This window comes from Thiothrix caldifontis (assembly GCF_900107695.1).
In the GTDB taxonomy this organism is placed as follows: Bacteria; Pseudomonadota; Gammaproteobacteria; order Thiotrichales; family Thiotrichaceae; genus Thiothrix; species Thiothrix caldifontis.
The window spans coordinates 48,347-65,258 of record NZ_FNQP01000012.1 but is presented as its reverse complement, the minus strand read 5'-3'; the positions used below and the strand labels follow the sequence as shown (position 1 = coordinate 65,258).

General features: G+C 49.0%; 17 protein-coding genes. 3 read left to right on the top strand and 14 right to left on the bottom strand.

Annotated elements, in window-relative coordinates:
* Positions 1-181: 181 nt before the first annotated feature.
* The 13 genes from BLV87_RS11325 to BLV87_RS11265 form a co-directional block, all read right to left on the bottom strand.
* Positions 182-364 carry a hypothetical protein gene (locus tag BLV87_RS11325; RefSeq protein WP_093068785.1) on the bottom strand — a complete coding sequence of 61 codons (183 nt, stop codon included), beginning with the start codon at positions 362-364 and terminating at the stop codon, positions 182-184.
* A gap of 29 nt (positions 365-393) precedes the next feature.
* Positions 394-1,086: a class I SAM-dependent methyltransferase gene (locus BLV87_RS11320; RefSeq protein WP_139282169.1), complete on the bottom strand. Its 693-nt coding sequence runs from the start codon at positions 1,084-1,086 to the stop codon at positions 394-396.
* Positions 1,083-2,354, bottom strand: coding sequence for a lipopolysaccharide biosynthesis protein (locus BLV87_RS11315; protein ID WP_139282168.1), 1,272 nt, complete (start codon positions 2,352-2,354; stop codon positions 1,083-1,085). The genes BLV87_RS11320 and BLV87_RS11315 overlap by 4 nt, the downstream gene beginning before the upstream one ends.
* A complete protein-coding gene (locus BLV87_RS11310; RefSeq protein ID WP_093068780.1) occupies positions 2,330-3,886 on the bottom strand; it encodes an aminotransferase class I/II-fold pyridoxal phosphate-dependent enzyme in 1,557 nt (518 codons plus the stop codon). The genes BLV87_RS11315 and BLV87_RS11310 overlap by 25 nt, the downstream gene beginning before the upstream one ends.
* A complete protein-coding gene (locus BLV87_RS11305; protein WP_093068779.1) occupies positions 3,883-4,200 on the bottom strand; it encodes a hypothetical protein in 318 nt (105 codons plus the stop codon). The genes BLV87_RS11310 and BLV87_RS11305 overlap by 4 nt, the downstream gene beginning before the upstream one ends.
* 4 nt (positions 4,201-4,204) lie before the next feature.
* On the bottom strand, positions 4,205-4,786 hold the full coding sequence (locus BLV87_RS11300) for an acyltransferase (protein WP_093068777.1): 582 nt from the start codon (positions 4,784-4,786) through the stop codon (positions 4,205-4,207).
* 20 nt (positions 4,787-4,806) lie between these two features.
* On the bottom strand, positions 4,807-5,871 hold the full coding sequence (locus BLV87_RS11295) for a glycerol-3-phosphate dehydrogenase/oxidase (protein WP_093068776.1): 1,065 nt from the start codon (positions 5,869-5,871) through the stop codon (positions 4,807-4,809).
* Between the two features lie 7 nt (positions 5,872-5,878).
* The gene (locus tag BLV87_RS11290; RefSeq protein ID WP_093068774.1) at positions 5,879-6,931 is read right to left on the bottom strand and encodes a Gfo/Idh/MocA family protein; all 1,053 of its coding nucleotides are present in this window, start codon (positions 6,929-6,931) and stop codon (positions 5,879-5,881) included.
* A 2-nt stretch (positions 6,932-6,933) separates the two neighbouring features.
* On the bottom strand, positions 6,934-8,235 hold the full coding sequence (locus tag BLV87_RS11285) for a nucleotide sugar dehydrogenase (protein ID WP_093068773.1): 1,302 nt from the start codon (positions 8,233-8,235) through the stop codon (positions 6,934-6,936).
* A gap of 496 nt (positions 8,236-8,731) precedes the next feature.
* On the bottom strand, positions 8,732-9,001 hold the full coding sequence (locus BLV87_RS11280; RefSeq protein WP_093068771.1) for a hypothetical protein: 270 nt from the start codon (positions 8,999-9,001) through the stop codon (positions 8,732-8,734).
* Between the two features lie 19 nt (positions 9,002-9,020).
* Positions 9,021-9,266: a hypothetical protein gene (locus tag BLV87_RS11275; RefSeq protein ID WP_139282167.1), complete on the bottom strand. Its 246-nt coding sequence runs from the start codon at positions 9,264-9,266 to the stop codon at positions 9,021-9,023.
* A 134-nt stretch (positions 9,267-9,400) separates the two neighbouring features.
* The gene (locus BLV87_RS11270) at positions 9,401-9,940 is read right to left on the bottom strand and encodes a hypothetical protein (RefSeq protein WP_139282166.1); all 540 of its coding nucleotides are present in this window, start codon (positions 9,938-9,940) and stop codon (positions 9,401-9,403) included.
* Between the two features lie 121 nt (positions 9,941-10,061).
* The gene (locus BLV87_RS11265; RefSeq protein WP_093068766.1) at positions 10,062-11,228 is read right to left on the bottom strand and encodes a nucleotide sugar dehydrogenase; all 1,167 of its coding nucleotides are present in this window, start codon (positions 11,226-11,228) and stop codon (positions 10,062-10,064) included.
* Between the two features lie 502 nt (positions 11,229-11,730).
* On the opposite strand from BLV87_RS11265, the gene pta reads away from it, so the two are divergent.
* From pta to BLV87_RS11250, 3 genes are read left to right on the top strand one after another with little or no spacing between them, the layout of a single operon-like run.
* A complete protein-coding gene (pta, locus tag BLV87_RS11260) occupies positions 11,731-13,821 on the top strand; it encodes a phosphate acetyltransferase (RefSeq protein ID WP_093068764.1) in 2,091 nt (696 codons plus the stop codon).
* A complete protein-coding gene (locus BLV87_RS11255; protein ID WP_093068762.1) occupies positions 13,818-14,957 on the top strand; it encodes an acetate/propionate family kinase in 1,140 nt (379 codons plus the stop codon). Before pta ends, BLV87_RS11255 begins: the two co-directional genes overlap by 4 nt.
* Positions 14,914-16,257 carry an FGGY-family carbohydrate kinase gene (locus BLV87_RS11250; RefSeq protein WP_245707007.1) on the top strand — a complete coding sequence of 448 codons (1,344 nt, stop codon included), beginning with the start codon at positions 14,914-14,916 and terminating at the stop codon, positions 16,255-16,257. Before BLV87_RS11255 ends, BLV87_RS11250 begins: the two co-directional genes overlap by 44 nt.
* On the opposite strand, the gene BLV87_RS11245 is transcribed toward BLV87_RS11250, so the two are convergent.
* Positions 16,252-16,899, bottom strand: coding sequence for an RloB family protein (locus tag BLV87_RS11245; RefSeq protein ID WP_093068759.1), 648 nt, complete (start codon positions 16,897-16,899; stop codon positions 16,252-16,254). The two genes, BLV87_RS11250 and BLV87_RS11245, sit on opposite strands and share 6 nt — an antisense overlap.
* Between the last annotated feature and the right edge of the window lie 13 nt (positions 16,900-16,912).

Here is a 16,912-nt window from a genome sequence, read left to right as displayed (position 1 = left end):
TGTTTCGCAGTTTGTTTTTGGATATTGAGATGGAATTCTTGAAGAAATTGTGTTATTGCAATAATTAAAATAGTAGTTTGACAATTTTAATAAATTACCTGTGCAATGTTTAGCTGTACTAAATTATTTATTGAGTGAACCTATATTGAGACAATCAATATCATTCTTTAAATGGATATTTTCAATATTTTTTATGGGGGATGTCGAGTCCATCAAAGAATACATCGGACATATTGGCATCGCAATGTTGTCCGGTGTGGATGATGGTTTCCTGCACGTCAGGGCGGTGTTCACGGAAAGCGCGTGAGACGACGGCGGCTTTGACGAATTGGGGACGTGCACCCATGATGGTGGTGATTTTCATTTGGCTAGTTCATGTTTGCAGTCTTTCATCTAAGATATTTCTGTATTGCAGAAAAATGCCATATGATATGGATTTAAAACATATCTGCTGGTTTTTATATTAGTATAATGACTTGATAGGATATTTATTAGGTTATTTTTAGAGGTGTTTTTATTTGAGCCAACTTCCCAGAAGTGTTCCTTATCCAATAGTTTGTTTCTTGGAATATCAATATAAAGAGGAATGTTCTTACGAATTCTTGGGAGCTTAACAGAAATACCGAAACCATATGATGATACATAAACTGGTAGGGTCAAGTATAGTCTGTTTCCTAGTAGCTTGAGTATTTTTATATTTCTCTCAAACTCTTCAAACTCCATGTGTTCTAAGACCTCACAGCAAACAACTAAATCAAAAGTCTTGTCATTTATTTTACTTGGTATTTCTTCTATTGAACAGCAAATATCAGGTTCTAAAGACTTATTAATATCAACCGTTGTAACTTCATACCCAGCACGTTTTAAGAATGAAGATGTAAATCCATTACCTAATCCAACTTCAATAATATTTAGCGGCCTTAAGTTATGGATGTCATGTATTTGCTGAGATTGCGAGTATAGCTGTGGCAAAGAAAAATATCCATCAGAGTAATATATGCTTTTTTCGAGAGTTTTCTCTCTTTCACGTCCTCTATTTGGTTCACTAATATCCATTTTACTACCTTCTAAAAATACAGCATTCAAAAAATTTTTGCTAATCTTGCAGAGTATATTATATAAAGAATATAAACTATAGAAAATGCAAATGATATAAAATATATGGTGGTGCTAATGCTATCCATGTATGTTATTGCATAAACTGAAGTGATTATAAACAGGGTTTGCATAATTATATTCGCTTCTTGTTTTTCTTTTAAATATAAGAAGTAACTCAATGGGCTGGCGATGAATTTAATAAAGAACATGGGGGCTAGCATGACGGCATATTCACCAGCCACCCTCCATTCACTTCCGAATACGAAGGAGAATAGCTCTTCGCCAATGAACATGAACAGTACTAATGGAGGTAGACCTATAGAAAACAAAAAGACAAACATTTTTTTGTAGTATCTTTTTAAATCATCGTCAGTAGTCTTTGGATCAGTTAGCTTTTGCTTATACACATCAGTTAATGACGTACTAATCAGTGATAGCGGTGCTTGTAGTACTCTCAATACCAAAAAATAGAAACCTGCACTTGATAAACCATAAAAGATGGGAAATAGTATATTCTGTATTTGGTATGAAGACACATTGGCTAATGCTGCCCCCGTATCAAATATTGGAAATTTTTTATAACGTTTTGCCAAAGAAATTTGTTTATCTTTTTTGATGTCTATAAAGCTTGATGAATCTTTTTTGAAAGTGTTTAATGCAAGAAAAAATGCTGATGTGAACTTCCCAATGAGATCGCCAAAAATCAGAAATATTCCACTGCCAGAAATAAAGCCACCACCAATGTGAGCAATCGACATAGTTGTGCTTTGATAAATTCGATTCTTTGCCAGAGTTTTATATTGTTTCTTTCTATTATTCCAGTAGTTCAGCGTTTGGTATATTCCTGTCAAGAAAATCGTTACCGGAAGTAAAAAAAGCCATGCCTCAATTTCTGGTTTTTCGAGTGCAGAAGCAATATTGCTACTGCTTAGGAAAATTAGTAATAAAACTAATAAGCTGATGATAACAGTGATAGCGACTGATAATACTACCAAGTTAGCGGCATCATCATCATCTGCTGGCAACATAATGGCTTGCTCATAACGTCCTGTCACAATAACAGAAAGAATAGCGGCTAAACCCATGTACAAAGCAAATAATCCAAATTCTTCGGGGCTATACAGTCTTGTCAAAATAGGAGATATAGCTATGGGTATAGCCTGTGCAATAACAGTGCCTGTCATAAGCGTAACTACATTACGCCCAAACTCACTTTGTGGGAGAAAACGCTTCACAGTTTTTGTAGCGTCTGGCAAACACTAAACTGCTGGGCTCGCGTCAAATCAGCCCCCATAGGCAAACTCATCACTTGCTGCGCTCTATCCTTCGCAATCGGTGTACAATCCGCACAACACAAATGCTGATAAGCAGGCTGCTCATTCAACGACACCGGATAATGCACCGCTGTCGGAATTCCAACCTCCTTAAACCGCGCTTCCACCTCGCTACGTTTTTCCACCAACACCGTATACTGCGCAAACACACTCGTCCGATCATCCCGCTGCTGCACCCGCTGAATTCCAGCCTCATCCATCAACTGATTATACCGCTGCCCCAGCGCAATCCGCTGTTCAACTTCCCAATCAAACCGCTCCAGCTTCGCCAGCACAATCGCACATTGCAGCGTATCCATCCGCCCGCCGACACCCACACGGGTATGGTAATAACGCCGACTCTGCCCATGAATCCGAATCTCCTTACAAGCCTGATAAATGTCGTCATCATCGGTAAAAATCGCCCCACCATCCCCATAACACCCCAACGGCTTGCTAGGGAAAAAGCTAGTACAGCCAATCGTGGAAAGATTACAACTTTTCTTACCCTTATACGTCGCCCCAAAACTCTGCGCAGCATCTTCAATTACGGGCAAGTTATATTTCGCTGCAATGGCATTAATCTCATCCATATCCGCTGGTTGCCCATACAAACTAACAGGCATAATGGCCCTGGTTTTGTCGGTAATAGCAGCTTCAATCAAACTCGCATTAATATTACAAGTATCCGGCTCAATATCCACAAATACTGGCTTCGCACCTAGTAACACAATTACCTCAGCCGTCGCTACAAAGGTAAATGGTGTGGTGATAATTTCATCTCCATCGCCAATCCCCAATGCCATCAAGCTGATCAACAACGCTTCCGTGCCACTGGCTACCGTAATGCAATGCTTCGCACCCGTATACGCAGCGAGCTTCACCTCCAGCAGTTCCACTTCCTTACCCATAATGTAAGTGCCATGATGCAACACCCGATGGATATTCTGCTCCAATTGTGAGCGAATCGCGTTCTGCTGGGTTTTCAGGTCGATAAATTCAAACTTGGGCTTACTAGGGTTTTGCAGGCTTTGCTCAATAAAGGCTTCCGGGGTAATGCCAGCATCACCACAACGTTCGAGCATTCTGCCATCACGAGTCAAGAGCCTTGCCGTACTCGCAGTAAAACGCTCCAGCGAACGGATTAACTGTGCATCCTCAGGGTCTTCATCGGCGAACACCGCGCCCTCTGTCGCTAACGCAGCCAGCCATTGGCAGTTTATAGTTATCTCACCCAATACTTGCCGTGCCAGTTGCCGGGCAGCATTCCCAGATAAGGCATCCCCCACTTTTTGCCGCGCATAACGCAACTCAGACGCAACCACATACTCCAGCGTTTGCACTGAACCTGCATAAACCCATAATTGAAAACCCTGTTCCCCTGCCAGTGCCACGGCTGCTAGGCTATTCGGAGAGCCAGCCCGTGCCACACACAAATCAACAACAATATTGACATCCAACAATAGGTGATTCATAGGTCGCGCCCCTGTTCGCGGCGTGTTTCATTGCGTAATTCAAAAGCAGCCCAGCGTAGATGCTGTTCTTCGGTTTCTTCTTCAACTTTAGGTACTGGTTGACTGATTGCCAGCCGCTGAATCGCCTCCAACCGTGCAATTTCAGCCCGGACTTCAGCAGAGAATAGCGACAAATCAAAAGCCGGAAAGCTGACTTCTTCGGTTTCAACCACCTGCTCAGGAATATCGACCTGCATGGTAAAATGTGCCTGACGGAAACGTAAGGGACGGTTAAACGTCAATGTGCCGTGATGATAAATGACTTCAACTTGCATGGTATTATCCTTCCGTTGTGACCTGACCAGCTTTCAGCATATAGGCTTTGCCGGTATGCGGGCAAGTTGCCATCCCGTCACCGGTCAGTGGCAAATCCAGCTTTTCACCGTATTCACTCATCCAGCCAATCTGTTTGGCAGGTACACCGACCATGAGCGCGTAGGCAGGCACATCTTTGTTGACCACAGTACCCGCGCCAATAAAGGCATATTCACCGACGCTGACACCACACACGATGGTACAGTTCGCACCCAAGGTAGCACCGCGCTTCACCACGGTATTGCGGTATTCATCCTTGCGTTCCACTAATGCCCGTGGGTTATAGACATTGGTAAACACCATGCTAGGGCCGCAAAACACCCCATCTTCCAGCGTTACGTTGTCATACACCGAGACATTGTTCTGCACTTTGCACTGGTTGCCGATCAATACCTTGTTGCCGACAAAGACATTTTGCCCAAGCGAAACGCCATTGCCAATACGTGCGCCAGCGCAAACGTGCGCCCAGTGCCACACACGGCTACCTGCGCCAATCTGTGCGCCATCATCAACAATGGCCGTGGGGTGAATGAAGATGTCAGTCATACTATCCTTTGATGTTATTGTCACAGCAGTTGTTGCTGCACTTTATGAGCGAGGGCTAGGGAAGTTGTCCACTTGCCCCCGAAGACATTGATCAATTGCCCTTGGCGATCCAGTGCATATTCGCGGGTGGCTTTGCGTGGGTCTGCGGCTGAATACAATAAGGGACGTATCCCCGCAAACGTACTGTTTATGTTTACGGCACTGAGTGGGGCAGTGGTGTAATGGTTATAAGCCGCCAGCAAATAATCCCGTTCAGCAACTGAGCATTCTATCGGTTCATGTGCCTGTTGGCGTACTTCTGTCGTACCGACCAACGTTTTGCCCTGCCAAGGCAAGACGAAAAAGATACGCCGTTCATCAGGGACTTCCAGCAAATAAGCTTGTGGGCATTCCCGCTCCAACACCAAGTGGCTACCGCGCACGGTATCAAGCCGATAAGGGGGGGGGATACCGCTTTGCTCCAGTAACGTCACTGCCCAAGGCCCGCCAACATTGATTACCCTGTCATGAGAATAACGGCTATCCGCAATATGAACATGACCTTGCGTATCAATAGCACTCACGTCCGAGTGTTCGTGCAAGTTTGCCCCTGCCAGCCGCGCCTGTTCCGCTACCCATAGCGCAAGGCGGTGATCATCCATTTGTCCGTCAGAAAACGCATAACCACCCAGCAAACCCTTAGCTTTTAATTGCGGGTCACGCTGTAACAAGGTTTCCACTGTTAACCACTGAGCAGGTGGAAGAATGCTTTTACCGGCGAGATGGTCATACAAAAACAAACCTGCACCGACTAACCACCGCTGACGTTGAGAACCTTGATAAATCGGTAACACTAAGCGCAATGGACTGGTCAATTCAGGCACACGTTGCAGCCATGCATCGCGTTCCTTGAGAGCTTCACGTACTAAGCGAAACTCGTATTGCTCAAGGTAGCGCAAACCACCGTGTAACAGTTTGGATGAGGCACGACTGGTCTGGCTGGCGAGGGTGTTGCGTTCGTACAAGTCAACTTCATGTCCCGCTTGTGCCAGCACCCACGCACAACACAAGCCATTGATGCCGCCGCCGACAATGCCGATACGCATGTGCCGATCAGTATTCCAAGGGCAGGGATACCGTCTTGCCGTCACGGGCAGACAGGTAGGCGGCAATCAGCATTTCCAGCGACTTCAAACCTTCCCGCCCGTCAGTTTCCGGTTCAGCCACGCCGCGCATCACATCGACCACATTCTTGTAGTACAGCGGATGCCCAAAGCCATACACCGATGTGGTTTCATAGTTCGCGCTCTGGGTTTGTGCATCATAATCACGCGGTTCGTCAAACTGCCACAGTTGAATGTCATTAACAGCAACCCCGCCGATACGCACCGTGCCTTTTTCACCCAATATGGTGATTGAGCCTTCCAGATTTTGCGGGTAAGTGAGCATGGTGACACTCATCGAGCCTAATGCGCCGTTGCGCCAGCGCACATTCAAGACACCCGTGTCTTCCACTTCAATGTCACGGGTGGTGCTCATCATCGCCTGCACTTTATCGACTGGCCCAATCAGCCAATCCAGCAAATCGACGTAATGGCTGGCTTGGTTCATGAATGCGCCACCGTCAAACTCCCATGTGCCGCGCCATTTGGCTTGGTCATAATAGGCTTGTGGACGTGTCCAGAATACGTTGAGGTGAACCATGTGGATTTTGCCGAAACGCTTCTCTTCAACTGCTCGTTTGAGTAATTGCAAAGTGGTGTTGCGGCGGTTTTGCTTGACGACAAACAGGCGTACCCCTGCTTCATCGCAGGCTTTGACCATGCGCACACCGTCAGACCAACGGGTTGCCATCGGCTTTTCAGTGATGACGTGGACACCGTGTTTAGCCGCTAGTGCTGCTTGGTCGGCGTGAATGCCACTGGGTGTGCAAAGACTGACAAGATCAGGCTTGTGTTGCGCCAGCATGGCTTCCAGCGAAGTGTAAGCAGGTACATCATATTGGTTGGCATAAGGCTTGGAATGTGCAGGGTTAGTGTCACACACTGCGACCAATTCAAAATTGTCAGCGTGCTTATCGAGTGAGCCGAAATGGTTTTTGGCGATGCGCCCACAGCCAACAATGGCAATACGCAGTTTACGGTCGGTGATAGTAGGGAAATTCATGATTACAGCCGCCATACAGTAATGTGGAGAGCCTGCAACGCCGCAGGATCGTATAAAGATTTGATGTCTGCTAATACCGGTTTACTGCCACGGAGTAGGGCGTGTAGTTCTTGTGGTTTTAAGCTGGCAAATTCATTGTGTGAGACCGCAACCACCAACGCATCTACCGGAGCTTGTGGTGTTAACTGAGTCAGCTTAACGCCGGGGTATTCTGCTGCGACCTCTTCAGCATTCGCCCAAGGGTCAGTAACTACCGTCACCACACCGAAATCTTCCAGCTCACGAATAATGTCGATTACCTTGGAATTGCGGATGTCGGGGCAATTTTCCTTGAAAGTGACACCCATTACGCCAACTCGCGCACCATTCGGGTTTACGCCATTCTGGATCATTTTCTTGACAGTAGTACGCGCTACGTAACGCCCCATATTGTCATTGATGCGCCGCCCGGCAAGGATAACTTGCGGGATATACCCTAACTTTTCGGCTTTGTCTGTGAGGTAATAGGGGTCAACACCAATACAGTGTCCACCTACCAAGCCGGGGCGGAAGGGGAGGAAATTCCATTTTGTTCCGGCGGCTTCTAAGACGCTAACCGTATCAATGCCCATCCGTGAGAAAATGACACTTAACTCATTCATCAATGAGATGTTTAGGTCGCGTTGGGTGTTTTCAATGACTTTAGAGGCTTCTGCGACTTTGATGCTGGATGCTTTGTGTGTGCCAGCTTTGATAACGCGGCGGTAAAGTGTATCCACGTAATCTGCCGCTTCAGGTGTAGAGCCGGAGGTTACTTTCTTGATAGTGGTTAGTGTGTTTACTTTGTCGCCGGGGTTAATCCGTTCGGGTGAGTAACCTGCAAAGAAATCCACGTTAAATTGTAGCCCAGAAACCCGTTCAATGACTGGAATGCAATCTTCTTCAGTAGCACCGGGGTAAACCGTCGATTCGTAGATCACCACATCACCACGCTTGATGATTTTACCAATGCTTTCACTGGCTTTGATCAACGGGGTCAGGTCAGGGCGTTTGTGCTCATCAATGGGGGTCGGCACAGTCACGATGAAGACATTGGCATCACGCAAATCGTCCAACTGCGTGGTGTAGCTTAAGTGTTTAGCCGCTTGTAACTCTTCTGGTGTGGTTTCCAGTGTATGGTCATTACCGCTTTTGAGTTCCTCAATCCGCGCTTTATTAATGTCAAAGCCGATAGTGGGGAGGATTCTGCCAAATTCGACTGCCAACGGTAGCCCGACGTAGCCCAAGCCGATAATAGCGAGAGTGGATTCTTCAATAGTTTTCATAGTGATGTGAATCTAGGGTTGAAATATTTAGAAATGAGGTGTTAATGCCAGCGTCAGACACGCTACCGCCCTACCTCGTCATTATCAGTATCAAATCAAAAAACAGAAGATGTAAGCCCGCATCAAGCACGCTACCGCCCTACCTTGTCATAGTCGGCATCAGTAAACGTTGTTGTTAGATGTACCATAGCTTAATGCAATGTGGGGATTATGCCTGTGATAGCGGTCACATTCTATTCAATTGTGGGGAGTAAAACTCACGGGGAACAGGGCTTCGATTTCGCTCAGCCCACGGATGCCTCGTGGTAGTTCGCCAGTCCACCACTTACCTTCGCCCTGAGCGCAAAAGAAACCCCTCCCCAGCCCTCCCCTTATCAGGGGAGGAACAAGAAGACACCTTCTCTTTCTTGCTCCCTTCCCTGATAAGGGGAGGGCTGGGGAGGGGTTTCTCTAAGTCTTAACTTAATGGCAGTGAGTGATCAGGATGGGTTTCTTTTCAATCGTTCTTAAACAACGCCACGACCTCAGCCAGCGGCATCTCCAACAAATCCGCAATCGTTGCCGCATCCATACCCGACAAGTGCATTTTCCTAATTAGCCTGACCGTTTGTTGTTCCTTTTCCTGCAAGGTCTGCTTGAGCAAACTATCTTTCTCTTGCAGTGCGGTATCCTTCTCTTGCAATGCGAGGTCTTTTTCTGTTAATTCAGCCTGAAATTCTTTCAGGGTGTCTTCCCGTCCCCATTGGTAAGACGGCAAGCGGGACACTTGACATCCTCCCCTTCCTTTAGGGAGGGAAAGCTTGTCGAACCACTGTCTCCACTTCATCCAGCACACTATCGGGCAAATGTGCATACTGCTTGCGCCGATGTTTCGAGAGATGTCCGCCATTGCCCCAAGCCATACGCACCAATGCCGCTATGTCTTTCTTCGGCAAATCAAAACGCTGCTCCAGCGCAGTGGTGGCTTGATCATAGCCATCCAGCCAAGCCATTTCCTGAGGCATTTCCACTTCAATTGCTTGCTGCAACATCTGATGCAGAAAGGCCACTTCACGGTCGGCATTAAAAAAACGGTAGCTGCGACTATCCGCTGCTTTAAGGATGTAAGGCTCAATCTCTGCCCGTCGATAATCCCAAAGTCTGGTGATTGGCTGCGAAAATCTTGTCAGTACTTCATGGTAAGCTGGGATGTGACCTCCTGACTGTATACATCCCGTACCACGGCATTTTGCAAAATGACCAAATCATCTTCTGTCAGTTGCGGGTATTCATGCACCCGCTGCAACAACTGCACAAACCATTCTTCTTTCTGGGCGCTGGGCGTCTCTTTCTCAATGGCAAAACTGCTACGGGTTTCCGACAGATACAGATAATGGATAGCCCGTTGATAAACCGCTGCCGAATGCCCTTGGTAAAACAGTTGGTGTGCTTGCGCTAACAAACTTTCCAATGTTGCCTTGCCAGCCAGCACATCCCGCCTAACAGTGGGGCAAAACTGAGCATTTCCTAAGGCATTATTGGTGATCCGATAGGTTTTGTGTCGCTCCCCGTGTTGGGCAGTAAAATAAATGTCGTTGGGAAACAGGTCGATGTATTTACCCGTCGGTGTCGTGGGCGCATCCAGCGAATCCCCGCGTAACCATTCCCACAAAAAACACAAACGTCGGATGCTTTCCCCATTGGGTGTTTGGGCGAGGCGAGTCAATAGCTCAGCGGGTTGGATATGCTCAAACCCGAAAAATCTTCAGTGAATCTGAAACTTTATCAGAAAAAGCTATTTTTGGCGTTTTTATTTGAATTTAGCTCAGAGGAGCTGACCGATGCGATTAGTCACTCCCAAACAAATCGCGTGTATAGACTTTCGCGGCGACATCCCCCAACTCATCCACCATCCGGTTCGCCACAATCACATCACTCATCTGCTTAAACGCTTCCACATTGTGAATCACCGCCGAGCGGAAAAATGTCTCTTCCTGCAACACCGGCTCATACACCACCACATCAATCCCCTTGGCCTTGATGCGTTTCATAATCCCCTGAATGCTGGATGCGCGGAAATTATCCGACCCTGCCTTCATAATCAGCCGATAAATCCCCACCACCCGTGGGTTACGGCGAATAATGTCATCAGCAATGAAATCCTTGCGGGTACGGTTCGCATCCACAATCGCATTGATCAGGTTTTGTGGCACTTGGTTGTAATTCGCCAATAACTGCTTGGTATCTTTCGGTAGGCAATACCCGCCATAGCCAAATGAGGGGTTGTTGTAATGGTTGCCAATACGCGGGTCAAGACATACCCCGTCAATAATCTGGCGCGTATCCAGCCCGTGGGTCGCCGCGTAAGTATCCAGCTCATTGAAATACGCCACCCGCATCGCCAGATAGGTATTCGCAAACAGCTTGATCGCCTCCGCCTCGGTCGAATCGGTGAACAGGGTAGGGATGTCACCCTTAAGCGCCCCTTGTTGCAACAATTCGGCAAACGTCGCCGCTCGCTGCGAACGCTCACCCACCACAATCCGTGACGGGTAGAGGTTGTCATACAACGCCCGCCCTTCACGCAAAAATTCCGGCGAGAAAATAATATTATCACTACCCATTTCCGCCCGGATACGTGCTGTATACCCCACCGGCACGGTCGACTTGATCACCATCACCGCATCCGGGTTGAGTGCCATCACATCGCGGATGACCGCTTCTACCGAGCGCGTATTAAAGGTATTGGTCTGGGTGTCGTAATCGGTCGGGGTCGCAATCACCACAAAGACGGCATCGCGATAAGCCTCCGCTTTATCCAAGGTGGCGCGGAACTGCAAATCGTCACGTGCAAGAAACTGTTCGATCTCCGCATCGGCAATGGGTGACTGTGCTGCATTCAGTTGCGCCACTTTCTCCGGCACAATATCCAAGGCAACAACGTCATGGTGTTGCGCTAACAACAACGCATTGGATAGCCCAACATAGCCCGTTCCGGCAATAGCAATTTTCATAGTGGTTATTTCTTCAAATCAAGGAGGAATATGCCAGCGTCAGACACGCTGACGCCCTACCTTATCAGTATCAAATCAAAAAACAGAAGATGTAAGCCCGAGTCAAGAACGCTACCGCCCTGCCTTGTCATGGTCGGCATCAGTAAGTAGTGTCAGTCAAAGTTTACCATAGCTTAATGCAGTATTAATTTTTTGCCTGTGATGGCGGTCACATTCTAGCCAATTGATCAGAAATTAACTACTCCACCCAGAAGGATTAGCAGAATAATTTTCTGGATACGCTACCGCCCTACCTTGTCACAGCCCGGCATCAGTTTTGGTGTCCCTATTTATGAACGATAGCCTAACGTAAAAGCCCGATAAATGGTGTGATGAGGATCACATTTGTCTTTATGAGTTTACGTTCATCGGATTGACACAAAACCCCATTGGCAGCCACCCCTTGATCCGGTATGATAATTGCTGCAATGCACAAAATTAGCGAAATTCCAAGGGGTACAGCGTGTTTCACAGCATCTACATAGCCGGGGCAGAACCCCACAGCGGTAAATCCATCATCGTGCTGGGCATGATGGAAATGCTCCGTGCCATGACACCCAAAGTGGGTTTTTTCCGCCCCGTCATCCGTGAAAATAACGGGCGTGACCCGCTCATTCACCTGATTTCCAAACGTTATGACTTGGATATGGCAGGCAGCGAACGCTACGGCGTGACGCAAGAGGTTGCCCGCAAAATGGTGGCAGCAGGTAACCATGACGAATTGCTCAAACTGATTCTCGCCAAATACCGCGCTGTACAAGAAAAAATGGACATCGTGGTATGTGCAGGCACCGATTTTACGGGGGCAAGTTCTGCGCTAGAACTTGATTTCAATGCCAGCCTCGCCAATCACTTCGGTTGCTTGTTCATGCCCGTGATCAAAGGGCATGGGCGCACAGCCGGTGAAATTGCCGATGCGGTGCGCATGTTGGAAGAGCATTTGGAAGCAGGGCAACACTGCGAGTTGCTGGCAGCCTTCGCTAACCGCGTTCCCCCCAATGAAGTGGATGAGCTGTCCAGCTTATTAAAAGGGTCGCGATTCCCCTTTTATGTCTTGCCCGAAAAAAGTTCGTTGGAACGCCCCACTGTGGGTGAAATTGCCCGCGCTTTGCACTTCGATTGCCTCTACGGTACGCCACAGTCGCTGAACCATGAAGTTTCGCGCTACAAAGTGGCGGCGATGCAGGTGCAAGATTTCCTTGGACATTTGGAAAATTGCACGCTGATTATCACTCCCGGCGACCGTTCTGACATTATTCTCGGCAGCTTGGCGGCGGATGCGTCCAGCAATTACCCGCTGATTGCGGGGTTAGTATTGACGGGTGGGCAACAACCCGCGCCACAAGTCAGCAAACTGCTGGAAGGCATGAATCCGTTGCGGTTGCCGATTTTGTCTTCACCGCTGGATACTTTCGAGACAGCACTCAAAGTGAACGAAGTGGAGGGCAGCATTCTACCCTCTGACGAGCGCAAGATTGCGGTGGCCTTGGGCTTGATGGAATCGTGTGTGGATATGCACCAGTTGCGCCAATTGATTATCCAGAACGTGGGGCAGCGTATGACCCCGCTAATGTTTGAATACGAACTGATCCAGCGTGCTAAAGCACAGCGCAAGCACATTGTGTTGCCAGAAAGTAATGATGAGCGGGTGTTGCGAGCAGCAGAAATCCTGTCCTTGCGTGATGTGGTGCAAGTGAGTTTGCTGGGTGTTGAAGCTGAAGTGCGTGCCAAAGCCTCGCATTTGGGGCTGAAATTGCGTGATGTGGCGATTATTGATCCGCGTCAATCGCCGTTGCGCCGCGAGTTTGCCGATGCGTATTTTGAGCTGCGCAAGCACAAGTGCCTTGCCCCAGAATTTGCGTGGGACACGATGGCGGATGTGAGTTATTTCGGCACGATGATGGTGCAGTTGGGCTATGCCGATGGGATGGTTTCCGGTGCGGCGCACACCACTCAGCACACGATTCGCCCCGCGTTTGAAATCATTAAGACCAAACCGGGGTGTTCACTGGTTTCCAGCGTGTTTTTCATGTGTTTGGAAGATCGGGTGTTGGTGTATGGCGATTGCGCGGTTAACCCCAACCCGAACGCGGCGCAATTGGCGGACATCGCGGTAACGTCTTCCGACACGGCGCGAATGTTTGGGATTGAGCCACGCACGGCGTTGCTGTCGTATTCGTCGGGCGAATCCGGCAAAGGTGATGATGTGGAAATGGTGCGCACGGCGGTGCAGCTTGCTCATGCGCGTCGCCCTGATCTGAAACTCGATGGCCCGATCCAATACGATGCGGCAGTGGATGCCGAAGTGGGCAGTTCCAAAATGCCCAATAGCGACGTGGCAGGCAAGGCAACCGTGTTTATTTTCCCCGATCTCAATACCGGCAATAACACCTACAAAGCGGTGCAACGTTCCGCCAATGCTGTCGCCATCGGCCCTGTCTTGCAAGGTTTGAACAAGCCGGTGAACGATCTTAGCCGTGGCTGTACGGTAGCGGATATTGTGAATACCGTGGTGATTACCGCGATTCAGGCGCAACAGGAGACCGCAGCATGAAAATATTGGTGCTGAATGCGGGCAGTTCGTCGATCAAATACCAAGTGTTTGGCATGGAAGACCAGCAGGTGTTGGTCGGTGGGCTGCTTGACCGTATCGGTGAGGCGGGCAGTGAAATGGCTTCTCACGATGAGGCGTTGGCACGCATTATTCTGCATTTGCAGGCGGCAGGCATTACCGACATTGACGCGATTGGGCATCGGGTGGTGCATGGTGGCGAACAGTTTAAGCAGCCTGCGCTGATTGATGCGGCGGTGGTAGATGCTATCCGCGCCATGATTCCGTTAGCGCCGTTGCACAATCCGGCGAATTTGGCGGGGATTGAAGTGGCGCAACGGCTGTTTCCGGGGATTCCGCAAGTAGCTGTATTTGATACCGCATTCCACCAGACCATGCCGCCGGTGGCGTTCCGTTATGCGGTGCCAGTTGAGTTGTATCGGGAACACAAAGTGCGGCGTTACGGTTTTCACGGCACGTCGCATCATTACGTGGCGCAACAGGCGGCAGCGTATTTGCAACGTGAGTTAGCCGACCTCAATTTGATTACCCTGCATCTAGGGAATGGGTGTAGTGCAACAGCGATTGCGCGTGGCAAAAGCGTCGATACGTCAATGGGCATGACTCCGATGGAAGGCTTGGTGATGGGAACCCGTTGCGGTGATATTGACCCTGCGCTGCATTTTTACTTGCAACGCGAAACGGGCTTGTCGCCGGATGCTGTGGAAAGCCTGTTCAACAAACAAAGCGGGCTGAAAGGCTTGTGTGGTGTGGGTGATATGCGTGAAGTGCAGGCATTGGCGGATACGGGCGATACCGATGCGCAATTGGCTGAGGCGATGTTTGCTTACCGTGTGAAAAAATACATCGGCGCATACAGTGCCGTGTTGGGACAGGTCGATGCGGTGATTTTCACCGGCGGCATTGGCGAACACTCGGCACGTATTCGGGCGCAAGTGTGTGCAAATTTGCAGGTATTCGGCGTATACCCCGATCTTGCTAAAAATGCAGTGCATACCGCAGGCATTATGGCGTTTCAACAGGAAACTGCTACCCTCAAGCTTTTGGTTATCCCGACCAATGAGGAGCTTGAAATTGCCCGCAGTACCGCCCAACAATTGTTTTTACGCCGGTCTTGATTTAGGCACATCCGGTTGCCGGTTGATCGTTATTGATGGCAATCAGGCGGTGCGGGCAGAAGCGCGGGTGGTTTATCCAGAAGAACCCTCACCCCCGTCCCCTCTCCCAGAGGTAGAGGGGGGAAAGACGGCGTTGTGGTGGGATGCTGTGCAGCAAGTCATGGCTGAAATCCCTGAGACTATTCGCACTACGCTGCAAGGAATTGCGGTGGATGGTACCTCTGGGACTATTTTGCTGGCGGATGCGAATGGCAATCCGACTACGCCTGCGTTGATGTATAACGATGCACGCGCACTGGAACAATCGCGCCGGATTGCCGCCATTGCACCGCGAGACAGTGGGGCGCATGGCGCAACCAGCAGCCTCGCCAAACTGCTGTGGTTGCTGGAACACTACCCGGATCAGCCGCACGCTTACGTCCTGCACCAAGCCGATTGGATCGCCGGAAAACTCGCAGGGCAATTCGGTTTCAGCGACGAAAACAATTGCCTGAAGTTGGGCTATGACCCGGTAAAGCGCGAATGGCCTGCATGGGTGAAAGCGCTGGTTCCTGAGCACTTACTGCCTAGGGTTTTAGTGCCTGGGGAGAAAATCCCCCCCGCCCCCCCTTTTGCAAAGGGGGGAGTAAGAGAACCTGCCGCCGTTCCTATTCCCCCCTTTGCAAAAGGGGGGCTAGGGGGGATTTTTCTTCACGCAGGAACCACCGATAGCATCGCCGCTTTTATCGCGACGGGGGCGAGTGAGTTAGGGGATGCGGTGACTTCTCTCGGCAGTTCCATTGCTCTTAAAATCATCAGTGACAAGCCTGTCTTTGCGCCTGAGTTTGGTATTTACAGCCATCGTTTGGGGGATAAGTGGTTGGCGGGCGGGGCATCTAATAGCGGCGGGGCGGTATTGTTGCAGCACTTTTCCCGCGATGATTTACAGCGTTTGACGCCGCAACTTCAGCCAGATAAGCCGACGGGATTGGATTACTACCCGTTGAGCAAACCGGGCGAACGTTTTCCCCATGCCGATCCGCAATGGCTACCGCGTTTAAGCCCGCGTCCGGCGGATGATGTGCAGTTTCTGCAAGCGATGCTTGAAGGCATGAGCCGGATTGAGCGGGAAGGCTGGCAACGTTTGCATGAGCTGGGTGCGCCTTATCCGCGTACTTTGCGGACGGTTGGGGGCGGCAGTCGCAATCCGGCATGGATGCAAATGCGGGAAAGGCTAATCGGTGTGCCGTTTGTACCGTCCTTGCATGATGAAGCGGCGTTTGGGGCGGCATTATTGGCGTGTGGTGCGATTAAATCATGACTTTAAGGTACGCAATTCGCGCAAGAAGTGAATCAATTCGTGAACTTTGGTGGATGGATTGTGTTCGCCACACTCGATGGCTTCCTGTTCACAGCGAGCGGCATTTTGCAACGCGGCATCAAGATTTTCTTGCAACGTTTGAAATAGCCCTTGCTGATTTTTTTGGTACGTTGGATATTCTTTTTGTAAACAAGTCAGTACTTGTTTTGGATTTGCAAAACACTGGCGTGTATAGGAGAAATGTAATAGCAACCAAAACTCGAACGATGGAATGGAATAAATAGCTTGGAAGTCTTTCAGTTTACTAATTTCATGAATGGTTGGCTGGAAACTGATATTTGCACCTTTATCATCATCACGATCAAATACGCAAAAAACGTGATCAAATGCATTGCCGTTATCTTTTGATCGGGCATAGCGTTTTTTAGCGTCATGTAGAATATTAGCCGCATTGCTTCCTGAACCACCAGCGGTGACTTTTATCGTATGAACAGCTTGTAAATGGTACGTGTGGCATAATTCGTTGAAATAATTAAATTCGGTTTTAGTGCCTTCGCAGACGATCAAGACGGTTTTTCCAGCGGGTTTTTGCGCTTGTCCTTTCCGGCGTGTGTCAGAACGTGATTTAGGTTTTCTTGCCATGTGTTGTTACAAC